The organism is Egibacteraceae bacterium (genome assembly GCA_035540635.1).
Lineage (GTDB): Bacteria > Actinomycetota > Nitriliruptoria > Euzebyales > Egibacteraceae > DATLGH01.
This window is the reverse complement of record DATLGH010000035.1, coordinates 1-11,523: the sequence shown is the minus strand read 5'-3', so window position 1 is coordinate 11,523 and position 11,523 is coordinate 1. Positions and strand designations below refer to the sequence as shown.

Here is an 11,523-nt window from a genome sequence, read left to right as displayed (position 1 = left end):
CCGGTGCCGACGCGTGTGCGGAAGGCGTTTGCCGATGATGTGGCTGTGAGCGCACCAGCGGGACCCGTGACCGGGCTCCTCAGCAGGCCGGGGGCACCACCTCGACAGGGGCGACCTCGGCTGCCGCCGGCACCGGCGCGGGGAGTGGCTCGGCCGCGACCGGTTCGACGGCCACGGCGGCCGCAGCCTCGTCCGCGGGGAGCGTGGTCGGGGCGGCGAACCCCGCGACCGTGCGGTCCGCCACCACGCTCATGCCGGCCATGATGAGGCCGAGGCACGCGAGCAGCGCCCACACGACTGCCCCCGGCCTGCTGAGGAGCCCGGTCACGGGTCCCGCTGGTGCGCTCACAGCCACATCATCGGCAAACGCCTTCCGCACACGCGTCGGCACCGGGACCCGGAGAGCAGCTGCTCACGGGGGCCGGCCCCCAAGACCAACGAGGGTAACCCGAGGAGCGTGACGCGACTAGTCGCCCTTGCCACTCAGCGGAGGAGGGCCCCTTCGGCGAATCCGGTGAGCAGCGCGACCACCAGGGCGAGGCCGATCGGGCCCCAGGCGGTCCGGCGCCCCTCCTGGAGCACGCCGACCAGCAACCCGACGAGGGCCAGCAGGCCCACGTTGTAGATGGTGAAGACGAACGCGACCGCCTCGAAGGTGAGGTGGAGGCCGGCGAGGCCGAGGAGCACCGCGGGCGTGAGGAGGACGGCGCGGGTGGCCGTCGCCCGTGCCGGCACCCGCGACAGGGCCAGCAGGACCGAGGCCCCCACACCCAGGGCGAAGAGCACCAGGGCCGCCGCCACGCCGAGGTTAGCGAGCAGCGCTCCCCGCGCCGCCAGCGACACCAGGAGCAGCACGAGGGCGACGGCGGCGGCCGCGGCGAGCAGGCCGGCGATCCGCCGCCCCTGCGGCGCCATGGGCTCGGGGTAGCCGGTGAAGGCGTCGCGGGCCTTCACCGTCCCGTAGGCGGCGAGCAGCGCGTAGCCGAGCCACTGCGCGGCCCGCGCGAGCGGACGGACCGGGTCGGCGACGGCGAGCAACGGAACCCGGTCGTCGACCGGGACGCCGGCCACGACCGCCGCCACGAGCCCCGCCACGACGATGGGCACGCCGAGGAGCGCACCGCTGGCGAACGCCGCCGCCGAGAAGCCGCCCAGCCCGTACATGCTCCACGGCTCCTTGCGGTAGCGGATGAGCAGGAACGGCACGAGCACCGTCGTGACGAGCGGCAGCACGACCGCCAGGACCGGCGCCGCGCCAGGGATCCGGTTCAGCGGCACGACGGCGAGGACGAACTGCACGAGGATCCCACCGAAGGCGAACACCGCCCCCGCGAGGAAGAGGTCGCTGCGGGCGTCTTCGGTGCTCGTGTACATGAGCCGCATACTATGGGGCCTCGTCGGTATCCTCGCGGCCATGACGGCCAGGCTGCGGGTGTCGATGCTCGTGATCGGCGACGAGATCCTCGGCGGCTTCGTCACCGACACGAACTCGGGTTGGGTGGCCCGGCGACTGCAGGGCCTCGGCGTGCCCCTCGACCGCATCGTGACCGTGCCCGACGACGGGGGGGCCATCGACGAGGCCCTGCAGCGCGAGCTCGCCCGCGGGCGGCCGCGTGTCGTGCTCACCTCCGGTGGCGTCGGCTCCACACCCGACGACGTCACGCACGAGGCGGTGGCGACGAGCCTCGGCCGCCGCCTCGTCCTCCACCCCGAGATCGACGCCCAGGTGACCGCGACGCTGCAACGCACGGTTGCGGGCGGGGTCACCGTCTCACCCGAGCACGCGCGCTCGATGCGGAAGATGGCGCAGGTTCCCGAGGGGGCGTACCTGCTCTGCGAGGACCCCTCGACCGCCCTGTCGCCGGGCGTGGCCGTGGACGTCGACGGCGGCAGCGGGGCGAGCGCGGGCGCGACGGTCGTCGTGCTGCCCGGCATCCCCTCCCTGCTGCAGCGCATCATCGTGCGCTGCATCGAGCCGGCGCTGCTCGCCGGCCACGGACGGCCCCAGCACGTCGTCGAGCGCCTCCACGGCTACCCCGAGTCGACCCTGAACCCCGTCCTCACGCGCCTGACCACGGAGTTCCCCGACGTCCACGTCGGCTCGTACCCGGGGCGGGAGTGCGTCGTCCGGCTCAAAGGCCCGAAGGACCGCGTGGAGGAGGCCGACGCGCTGCTCGGCGCCTACCTCGACGCGGTGGCGGCCGACCCGGCGAGCGCGCGGCTGCAGGCCATGTGGCAGAGCCGCTGGGAGGATTAGGGCTACCCTGGCCGCCATGCCGGCTCTGCACGCGATGTTCGTCCACGCGCACCCCGACGACGAGTCCTCCAAGGGTGCGGCGACGATGGCCCGCTACGCGAAGGAGGGGTACCGCGTATCGGTGGTGACCTGCACCGACGGCATGGCGGGCGACATCCTCAACCCGGCCATGGACCAGCCGGGCGTCGCCGAGCGCATGCGCGAGATCCGCGAGGAGGAGCTCGCCCGCGCGCTCGAGATCCTCGGGGTGACCGACCACTTCTGGCTCGGCTACCCCGACTCGGGCTACGTCGAGGACTTCGACGGGGACGGCCGCCTGCTCGCTGCGGACTCCTTCTACAACGCGCCGTTCGAGGAGGCGACCGAACGCCTCGTGCGGCTCGTCCGCGCCGAGCGCCCCGACGTCCTCGTGACCTACCCGGAGGGCGGCGGGTACCCGCATCCCGATCACATCCGCTGCCACGACATCAGCGTGGCGGCGTTCGACGCGGCCGGCGACCCCGAGCGCTGCCGGGAGGCAGGCGAGCCCTGGCAGCCCCGCAAGCTCTACTACGTCGGCGCGTTCAACCGCCGCAAGGTCGAGGCGCTCCACGCCGCGTGCGCCGACCGCGGCATCGACTCGCCGTTCACCGGCTGGCTCGAGCGTTTCGACCCCGACGCGGGCGACCCCTCGACGACCTCCGTGGAGGTCGGCGACTTCATCGGGCTGCGCAGCCGTGCCCTGCTCGCCCACGCGACGCAGATCGACCCGGACGGGATGTGGTTCCGCATCCCCGACGAGGTCGTGCGAGAGATCTATCCGTACGAGGACTTCCAGCTCGCCCGCAGCCTCGTGGACACCGAGCTTCCGGAGACCTCGTTGTTCGCGGGGCTGGAGTAGCCGGTGGGCGACGCGGCAACCGGCGGCGGCCGCCGGCACACACCGCCGCGCCGCCGGCCGGCTGGTCGTGGCTGCTCCGCCGGGCGGCCCTCCTCTCGTCCGCCGTGCCCGTCGCCGAGGACACCCCGGAGGTGCGCTGATGGGGGCGGCGAGCCGACGGGGCCCCACCGCCGCGACTACTGCCGCACGGCCGGCCGCCATGCCTGACTTCATCTGGGACGCGGTCGTGGTCGGCGCGGGCCCCAACGGCCTCACGGCCGCCGTCACCCTCGCGCGGGCCGGCTGCTCCGTGCTCCTTCTCGAGGGCGCGCCGACGGTCGGCGGCGGCACGCGGTCCGCGGCCCTGACGTTGCCCGGCTTCACCCACGACGTGTGCTCCGCGGTCCACCCCCTCGCCGCCGCTTCCCCCGTCTTCGCCCGCCTGCCGCTCGCCGAGCACGGCCTCGAGTGGCTGCACCCCGACATACCGCTGGCCCATCCCCTCGACGGCGGCGAGGCCGCGACGCTGCAGCGGTCGGTGGCCGCGACGGCCGAGGGCCTCGCCGGCGACGGCCCCGCCTGGACGCGCCTCGTGGGACGGGCGGCCGGCGCGTGGGACGACGTCTTCGGCATGCTCCACCAGCCGGTGCGGCTGCCCCGCCACCCGCTCGCGCTGGCCCGGTTCGCAGCGGCGGCCCTGCGCCCGGCGACGAGCCTCGCCCGCGGGGCGTTCCGCGACCAGCCCGCCCGTGCGCTGTTCGCCGGTCTCGCCGGCCATTCCGTGCTGCCGTTCACCGTCCCAGGGACGGCGGGGTTCGGCCTCGTCCTCGGGGCGAGCGGCCACGCCGTCGGCTGGCCGGTGGCCCGCGGCGGCTCCCAGGCGATCGCCGACGCCCTCTCCGCCCACCTCGCCACCCTCGGCGCCACGATCGAGGTGGACCATCCCGTCCGCCGCCTCGAGGAGGTGCCGCCGGCGCGGGCCGTGCTGCTCGACGTCAGCCCGCGCCAGCTGCTCAGCCTCGCCGGCCACCGCTTCCCCGCGCGCTACCGGCGTGCGCTCACCCGGTTCCGCCACGGCCCGGGGGTCTGCAAGGTCGACTGGGCGCTCGACGGCCCGGTGCCCTGGACGGCGCAGGCCTGCCGGCGGGCCGGCACCGTGCACGTCGGCGGGACCCTCGACGAGATCGCCGCCGCCGAGGCGGCGGTCGGGCGTGGCGAGCATCCCGAGCGGCCTTTCGTCCTCGTGGCCCAGCAGAGCCTCGTGGACCCGTCCCGGGCGCCCGAGGGCCGCCACACGCTGTGGGGGTACTGCCACGTGCCGAACGGCTCCACGGTCGACATGACCGACCGGATCGAGCGCCAGATCGAGCGGTTCGCCCCCGGCTTCCGTGACCGCGTCCTCGCACGGGTCACCGCCACCGCCGCGGACGTCGAGCGCTACAGCCCGAACTACATCGGTGGGGACATCGCCGGAGGCGCGCACGACCTCGTCCAGCTCGTGGCGCGTCCGGCCCTGCGGCTGAGCCCGCACCGCACCCCTGACCGCCAGGTGCTGCTGTGCTCGGCGTCGACGCCGCCGGGCGCCGGCGTCCACGGCCTGTGCGGCTACCTCGCCGCCCGGTCCGCGTTGAGAGGCGTGCTCGCCGGTCCGCTGCGGTTGCGCGCGATGTAGAAGAGGCAGTCGCGGCGGATCTGCACGACGGTGGTCGTCATCATCACCGGGGTGAGGTCCTCGCGGACCGTGAGCAGGCCGTCGGCGTCCACGGCGAAGAACCGGTCGGTCACCTCGGTGCCGCGCATGTCGGTCGCGCACAGCGGCATGGCCGTGCCGGGGTGGACCCGTCCGAGCTCCGTGCCGGCGAACAGCATCCCGAAGTTGTGCGCGTCGAGGCCGGGGCGGAGGACGAAGTCGATCTCGTCACCCAGGGCGAGCCCGACCGCGAACGGCACCTCGGGGCGTACCTCCACCCGCACGGTCATGTCGACCATGCGCGAGGGCACGCGGGGCCGGCCCGTGAAGCGGGGCGCGGCGAGGAAGCGGTCGAGCACCCGCTCGGCGAAGGCGGCATTGTCCGACAGCCCCGGAAGGCCGCACTCCACCGCCACCGTCGGGCAGCGTCGCGACAGCGCCTCCATGAGCGTGTGCGCACGGAGATTCCAGAGCAGCACGGTGTCCGAGCAGGTGGCGGCGAGGCTGAGGCTCGCAGGCGTGCGCACCGGCACGATCGCGTAGAAGGGGTTGTTCCCGGTGTTGTTGTGCAGGTCGACGCACGCCTCGAGGTCGGCGCCCGCCAGCTCGGTGAGGACGGCCTCGGCGCACCTGCGCATCCGCGTCGTCGGCGGGTGGAGTCCCCACACCCGGTTGAAGTCCTCCTGGTCGTCGAGGAAGCGGTGCGCGAACCAGCCCGCCTGGCTCGCGGCCCGCACGTTGCCGATGAACACCCACAGGTCGAAGGGGTAGCGGGCACCGGTCCGCAGCAACCGGAGCACGGCCCTGAACCCGGAGTCCTCGTTGCCGTGCAGCAGGCACGCGACCATCCGCGCCGGGGCGCTCGCTTTCCGCCCGCCGTCGGGGTGGTCCACCGCCGGGATGCGCAGCAGTGCGGGCTTGCCGCGCAGTGCGAGCAGGACGTCCTCGTCGGTGCCGCCGAGGAGGCCCTTCACCTCGTCATAGCCCTCGAGCCGGTGGTAGAGATCGACCATGCGCGCTGGAGAGTAGCGGTCGCCGGCCAGCGGCGTGCACCGTCGGCGCGCGTCCACCGCCCTGCCGGCCGACGTGTCCGGTGAGGGCGCGGTCTTCGAGGTGGACCCGCAGGTGTACGGCTCCCCCTGCGCGCGCACCTTCCACTACTCCTACGTGGGCCCGGGCGCGCCGGCGCACCTGCGCTAGCCGGCGGCCGCGACGATCCGCTCCAGCGCCGCCCGCCAGCGCGCCCGCATCGCTTCCCGGGCGGCCGCGTCGGGCAGCTTCTCCAGGTGCGCGCTCACCGCGGTCCTGCCCGAAGGCGCCGTCGTGAGCGTCAGCTGAAGCGTGGCCGGGGCCGCCCAGGCCTCGGGCTGCCAGGTAATGCGCAGTCGGTTCCCGGGCTTCACGACGCGCACCTCGCCGCTCACGCGCGGATGACCGTCGCCGGCCGGCACCTCGTAGTGCGCGCCCTCGACGAACTCGATGGACGCCCCTGCGCCGAGCCAAAGGTCGGGACGTCCGGTGATGAGCTCCCACACCTCCGCTGCGGGGGCGCCGACGCTTCGCTGGACGCCCACCTGGAAGCCCGCGTCGGCGGTCTCGCCGACCACCCGCTTCCCGCGGGCCTGTTCGTAGGCAACCGCGATCGACTGGCGCCACCATCCCGACGTCACCGTCGGTGCCTGCCGTTCGAGGTGGGCGACGATCTGCCTGTGGTCCCACGCGCCGGCTCCTGCGGCGTCCAGCTCCTCGAGCCACTCGGCCCAGCCGCGGCCCGTGGCCGCCCGCACCGCCCCGGAGGAGATCCGGCCCATAGTCAGCTCGTCGTCCCCGCTCGCCACAGCTCCTCCATTCTTTCGAGGGTCCCCCGCGCGGTCGCTCACCGCTCGAAGCCAGTCTCCCGCTACCGGCGGCGGTAGTCGATGCACACCGCGGTCGCGTCGTCCAATAGCGGTGTGGCGCGGTGCTCCACGACGGCGCGGGCGAGCATGCGCACCACCTCCGAAGGTCGCTCCCTCGCGGTCCGCTGGAGGAGCTCCATGAGCCGCCCCTCGCCGAAGACCTCCCCGTTCTGACGGGAGACCTCGACGATGCCGTCGGTGATGAGCAGGAGGCGGTCGCCGGGCACGAACTCGAGCTCGTGGAGGTTGAAGTCACTGTCCTGCCAAAGGCCGAGCGGCACGGAGGCTGTCACCTTTGCGGCGGGCGTTGCGCTGGGTGGCGACGCAGAGGCTGCACAGCAGCGCGGCCGCGGTTCCGTGGCCCATCGCGTCCGTCACCGACACGAGCAGGGCATCGGGCTCGACGGCGTAGTCGAATCGAAGTTGTCGCCGCCGATGTCGTAGGCCGGCTCCAGCGAGCCGGCGATGCTGAAGTCGGGGCCGTCGTGGGCGAGCACCGGCAGGAGCTCCCACTGCAGCTCGGCCGGCACGGCGAGCTCGGTGCGCCGGCGGGCGCGTTCGAAGACGTCGGTGTAGCGCCGCGACGCCACGAGCACATAGGCCACAACCACTGCGCTCTCCTGCAGCACCGCTGAGGGCCGTCGCTGCGGTCGAGGGTCAGCGGGCGCAGCTCCTGCTCGGCGTAGTCGGCGAGCCACAGCGCCACCGCCGATGCCTCGACCGTCCGTTCCAGGTACGCCCTGAGGGCGTCCATCAGGGGAACGGAGGCTGGCTGTTCAGCTCGCGCAGAAGCCGGCTTACCGAGTGCCGCATGCTGGTCCTTCCCTGCGTCACGCACCCACCCGAGCGGCCCTGCGACAATTCATCAAATTTGGGCATGCGAGCACAGCCGTGGTCTGGTTCTCTCCGGTGCAGCGTAGTGGTGTCACGACGACGAGCGGCTGACAGCCGCCGCGAGAGTCGTAGCGAGGAGGCAGCATATGCCGACGATCCGGACCTCGTGTCCATCGTGTCGGCAGCAGGTCGACGTCGCGGCCAGCCGGTGCGCCATGCTCGGCGGTCCGCACGGCGACCCGGTGGCGTATGCGTTCGTCTGCCCGCAGTGCGGCGAGCCGATCTTCCGCCGAGTGGACCCGCAGGCCGCGACGATGCTCCTGGCCGCGGGGGTGTCGCGCAGCGGCGGCGAGGGCAACCCGCTTCGGCCGACCCATCCAGAGAACCCCCGCTCCGCCCCGCCGCTCACCGGCGATGACCTCATCGACTTCCACCTGCTTCTCGATCGCGCGGACTGGTTCTCCCACCTCACGAGCCCCACAGCTTCCGGCGAACCGGAATGACGCACAACGCCGTCTGATTCCTCCACGAGCCCCCTCGGGCGTCGCTGCGCTCACCGGGAGCGGAGGACAGCGAAGGGGCGGCGCATGCGGCGAGCAGCAGGCGGGCATCGACCCCGGCGATGGCCGACGTCACCTCCGATCTGCTGTTCGCCTCCGCCTCGCAGATCGCCGCGGCGCTCCGTGCGGGGCGGGTCACGAGCCGCGGGCTCGTCGCGGGCTACCTCGAGCGGATCGCCGCCTGCGAGCGGTTGAACGCCGTCGTGACCGTCGACGACGACGGAGCCCGACGGTGCGCGGCGCAACGCGACGACGAGCAGCGCGCCGGTCAACGCAGGGGGCCGCTGCACGGCGTGCCGATCACCGTGAAGGACTGCTTCGCGACCGCGGGGATGCGCACGACGGCCGGCGTCCCCGAGCTGCGCGACCACGTCCCCTCCGCCTCGGCTCCGGCCGTGCAGCGCCTCCTCGACGCCGGCGCGGTGCTGCTCGGCAAGACGAACCTCCCCGAGGGCGTGAGCGGGCAGGAGACCGCGAACGCCCTTTTCGGCACCACGCGCAACCCCTGGGACGCCACCCGCACGACCGGCGGCTCGTCGGGAGGCGCGGCCGCCGCCCTCGCCGCAGGGCTGTGCGCGCTGGAGCTCGGCAGCGACAGCGGCGGGTCGATCCGCCAGCCGGCCGCGTTCTGCGGCGTCTACGGCCACTTCCCCACGCCGCGCCTCGTGCCTCTCCGGGGCCACCTGCCGTCCGTGCCGCTCGACGAGCTTGGTCACCTCCCCGACGTCATGGGGGTCGGGCCGCTCGCCCGCAGCGCCGACGACCTCGCGCTCGCGCTCGACCTGCTCGCCGGTCCCGACGCACCGGACGCGGTCGCCACACGCTTCGCCCTGCCGCCGCCCGCCCACCGCGCGATCGGCGAGTACCGGGTCGCCGCCTGGGTTGAGCACGAGGCGTTCCCCGTGGACGCCGCCGTCCGCGACGGGCTGGAGGCCGCCGTCGAGGCGCTCCGGGCCGCCGGCGCGACCGTCGACACGGCGGCACGCCCGGCGTTCGACTTCGTCACCGCCGAGCGGGTCGCGTTCGACCTCTGGGTGAGCACGAGCGCCGACGACACGAGCGAGGAGGAGCTCGCCCGGCTGCGTGACGTCCTCGTTCGGCGGGGTGACGACGACAGCCGCGAGGCCCGCCGGGCGCGGGCGCTCACCCAGCCCCACGCCCGCTGGCTGCGCGTCGACGCCGAGCGCCGGCGCCTGCGGCGTGCGTGGATGGCGTTCTTCGAACGCTTCGACGTGCTGCTGTTCCCCGTCGCACCCGTCGTCGCGTACCCCACCTACCCCGAACCCGACCGGGTCGACGAGATGGAGAAACGGCTCGCGCGCACGATCGACGTGAACGGCCGCCCCCGCCCCTACCTCGACCAGATCGTGTGGAACACCATCGTGTCGTCCGCGGGCCTTCCCGCGACCGCCGCCCCGGTCGGGCTCACCTCCGGCGGGCTGCCGGTCGGCGTGCAGATCGTCGGTTCGCCCTACCGCGACCGCACCACCATCGCGCTGGCCGGCCACCTCGCCGAGCTGCTCGGGGGCTTCAGGCCGCCGCCGGGCACCGGATCGGCGTGACGCCGTCGGCGATCGGCCGCCAACTAACCGCCTACCGGCCAGGTGTGGACGGGCTCGCCGATCTGCGACAGCTTCTGGTAGCGGCGGACGAGCTCGCTCGCAGCCTGTGGGCGCTCGAGGTCCTGCTCCTCGACGAGCTGGCGGTACGTCGCGATCTGCCAGGCGGCGCCGTTGCGTCCGGACAGGACCCGCGCCTCGATGATGCCGAGGTAGCGGTCGATGTCGGCCTCGGCGACGTCCCACGAGCGCAGGCCGGCGGCCGCGACGGGCAGGAGGTGGCGCAGGATGAGCTCGCTGACGGGCACTGCGGCGCCCACACCCGGCCAGTACAGCTTCGCTCCCAGGCCGTAGCGGGCGGCGGCGTAGAAGTTCTCCGTGGCGGCGTCGAAGCTCATCTGCTGCCACACCGGCGGCTCCTGGGCGGCCAGGCCGGCGAGCAGCCCGTAGTACAGGGCGGTGTTGGCGACGACGTCGACGACGGTGGGGCCGGCGGGCAGCACCCGGTTCTCGATGCGCACGTGCGGGCGGCCCCGGGCGACGTCGTAGACGGGTCGGTTCCAGCGGTAGATCGTGCCGTTGTGGAGGGTGAGCTCGGGCAGGTGCGGGATGTCGCCGGCCGCCAGCATCGCCTGCGGGTCCTCGTCGTCGCAGAGCGGCAGCAGGGCGGGGAAGTAGCGCACGTTCTCGTCGAAGAGCTCGAAGATGCCCTCCGTCAGCCACTTCTCCCCGAACCACACCCGGGGCCGCACCCCCTGTGTGGCGAGCTCCTCGGTGCGGGTGTCGATCGACTGCTGGAACAGTGCGATGCGGGTCTCGTGGTGCAGCTGCTTACCGAGGAAGAACGGCGAGTTCGCGGCGGTCGCCACCAGCGGTGCGGACACCGCCTGGGCGGCGTTCCAGGCGGTTGCGAAGTCCGCTGGGTCGACCTGCAGGTGCAGCTGCACCGACGTGCAGGCCGCCTCGAACACGATCGAGTTCGCGGTTGTCTCGAGGGTCTCGTCGCCTTCGATGCGGATGAGGATGTCCTCACCGCGCGCGGCGAGGATCGCGTCGTTCAGCGCCCGGTAACGCGGGTTCGCCGACAGGTTCTGCTCGGTCACGTCGAAGTCGGACAGCGTCGGCAGGATGCCGATGATCATCACCTGCGCCCCGAGCGTCTCCGCCTTGGCGTGCGCACGTTCGAGCGACGCCCGAAGCTCGTCCTCGATCTGCCGGCACACGTCGGCCACGAGGCGGCGGGGGCGGATCTGGAACTCGATGTTGAACTGCGCGAGCTCGGTCTGGAAGTCGTCGGAGGCGATCCGGTCGAGCAGCTGGGCGTTGATCGGCGTGACGTGACCGTCGGGGTCGGTGAGGTAGACCTCCATCTCCACCCCGACGAGGCGGCGGCCCGTCTCGAAGCGCCCTGCGTCCATGAGCTGGCGGAGCGCCGCGAGGTTGGCCTTGACCTTGTCGCGGTAGCGGACGCGATCCTCCCGGCTGAACTCGGTGGTATCGATGTCACGCCCCATGGGCTCCTCCTGCGGCACGGGCGTCGCGAGCCTGCCCGCGAAAGTGTAGGCGCTACAGGAGGCGGAGCTGCGTGGGGGCCGCCTCCGGACGGCCGCCGTCGTTGGGGCGTCCGCGCCACGCCGGCGGCTGCGCCGGCCGGCCGTGCCGGCGGTAGGCCGCCCGGCGCTGCTCGGCGACGAACGCCTCGACGGGCCCGCGGTAGCTCCTCGGCGCGGTCGCTTTCGTGTAGAGCTCGGCGTAACGGTCGACGAGCTCGGGATGGTGCGCCTCCAGCCAGGGCCAGAACAGCTCCCGGACGCCAGGCCGAAGGTGGAGCACGATCGGGGTGATGGACGTCGCGCCGGCAGCGGC

The 11,523-nt window shown here is 73.5% G+C and carries 14 protein-coding genes; 6 read left to right on the top strand and 8 right to left on the bottom strand.

The genetic code is table 11. The annotated features are described in order from the left end of the window. Positions 1 to 79: 79 nt before the first annotated feature. Both VM324_06540 and VM324_06535 read right to left on the bottom strand, forming a co-directional pair. The gene (locus VM324_06540) at positions 80 to 349 is read right to left on the bottom strand and encodes a hypothetical protein (GenBank protein ID HVL98929.1); all 270 of its coding nucleotides are present in this window, start codon (positions 347 to 349) and stop codon (positions 80 to 82) included. 134 nt (positions 350 to 483) lie between these two features. Then, positions 484 to 1,374 carry a hypothetical protein gene (locus VM324_06535; protein HVL98928.1) on the bottom strand — a complete coding sequence of 297 codons (891 nt, stop codon included), beginning with the start codon at positions 1,372 to 1,374 and terminating at the stop codon, positions 484 to 486. Between VM324_06535 and VM324_06530 the strand changes: the two genes are divergently transcribed. The 3 genes from VM324_06530 to VM324_06520 all read left to right on the top strand — a co-directional run bounded on the left by VM324_06530 (position 1,373) and on the right by VM324_06520 (position 4,788). Further along, complete coding sequence (locus VM324_06530) at positions 1,373 to 2,257, top strand: molybdopterin-binding protein (GenBank protein HVL98927.1); 885 nt, start codon at positions 1,373 to 1,375, stop codon at positions 2,255 to 2,257. The two genes, VM324_06535 and VM324_06530, sit on opposite strands and share 2 nt — an antisense overlap. Positions 2,258 to 2,273: 16 nt before the next feature. Continuing rightward, on the top strand, positions 2,274 to 3,137 hold the full coding sequence (gene mca, locus VM324_06525) for a mycothiol conjugate amidase Mca (protein ID HVL98926.1): 864 nt from the start codon (positions 2,274 to 2,276) through the stop codon (positions 3,135 to 3,137). 199 nt (positions 3,138 to 3,336) lie between these two features. After that, positions 3,337 to 4,788, top strand: coding sequence for an NAD(P)/FAD-dependent oxidoreductase (locus VM324_06520; GenBank protein HVL98925.1), 1,452 nt, complete (start codon positions 3,337 to 3,339; stop codon positions 4,786 to 4,788). Here the strand turns inward: VM324_06520 and VM324_06515 are convergent. Further along, positions 4,722 to 5,819, bottom strand: coding sequence for a succinylglutamate desuccinylase/aspartoacylase family protein (locus VM324_06515; protein ID HVL98924.1), 1,098 nt, complete (start codon positions 5,817 to 5,819; stop codon positions 4,722 to 4,724). The genes VM324_06520 and VM324_06515 overlap by 67 nt on opposite strands. A gap of 34 nt (positions 5,820 to 5,853) precedes the next feature. Between VM324_06515 and VM324_06510 the strand changes: the two genes are divergently transcribed. Then, positions 5,854 to 6,006, top strand: coding sequence for a hypothetical protein (locus VM324_06510; GenBank protein HVL98923.1), 153 nt, complete (start codon positions 5,854 to 5,856; stop codon positions 6,004 to 6,006). Here the strand turns inward: VM324_06510 and VM324_06505 are convergent. The 3 genes from VM324_06505 to VM324_06495 all read right to left on the bottom strand — a co-directional run bounded on the left by VM324_06505 (position 6,003) and on the right by VM324_06495 (position 7,315). After that, positions 6,003 to 6,644, bottom strand: a complete 642-nt coding sequence (locus VM324_06505) for an SRPBCC domain-containing protein (protein ID HVL98922.1) — start codon at positions 6,642 to 6,644, stop codon at positions 6,003 to 6,005. The genes VM324_06510 and VM324_06505 overlap by 4 nt on opposite strands. 62 nt (positions 6,645 to 6,706) lie before the next feature. Next, on the bottom strand, positions 6,707 to 6,997 hold the full coding sequence (locus VM324_06500; protein ID HVL98921.1) for a SpoIIE family protein phosphatase: 291 nt from the start codon (positions 6,995 to 6,997) through the stop codon (positions 6,707 to 6,709). Between the two features lie 81 nt (positions 6,998 to 7,078). Further along, positions 7,079 to 7,315: a hypothetical protein gene (locus tag VM324_06495; protein HVL98920.1), complete on the bottom strand. Its 237-nt coding sequence runs from the start codon at positions 7,313 to 7,315 to the stop codon at positions 7,079 to 7,081. A 369-nt stretch (positions 7,316 to 7,684) separates the two neighbouring features. Here VM324_06495 and VM324_06490 point away from each other — a divergent pair, with 369 nt between their 5' ends. Together VM324_06490 and VM324_06485 are read left to right on the top strand one after the other, a co-directional pair. Further along, positions 7,685 to 8,041 (top strand): hypothetical protein, encoded by a 357-nt coding sequence (locus VM324_06490; protein HVL98919.1) that lies wholly within the window; start codon positions 7,685 to 7,687, stop codon positions 8,039 to 8,041. Positions 8,042 to 8,160: 119 nt separating this feature from the next. Continuing rightward, positions 8,161 to 9,660, top strand: coding sequence for an amidase (locus tag VM324_06485; protein HVL98918.1), 1,500 nt, complete (start codon positions 8,161 to 8,163; stop codon positions 9,658 to 9,660). Positions 9,661 to 9,683: 23 nt separating this feature from the next. Here VM324_06485 and VM324_06480 read toward each other — a convergent pair whose 3' ends face one another. Together VM324_06480 and VM324_06475 are read right to left on the bottom strand one after the other, a co-directional pair. Beyond that, positions 9,684 to 11,171: a glutamate-cysteine ligase family protein gene (locus tag VM324_06480; protein HVL98917.1), complete on the bottom strand. Its 1,488-nt coding sequence runs from the start codon at positions 11,169 to 11,171 to the stop codon at positions 9,684 to 9,686. A gap of 52 nt (positions 11,172 to 11,223) precedes the next feature. Then, positions 11,224 to 11,523: hypothetical protein (locus VM324_06475; GenBank protein ID HVL98916.1), on the bottom strand; the 300-nt coding region annotated here is incomplete at its 5' end.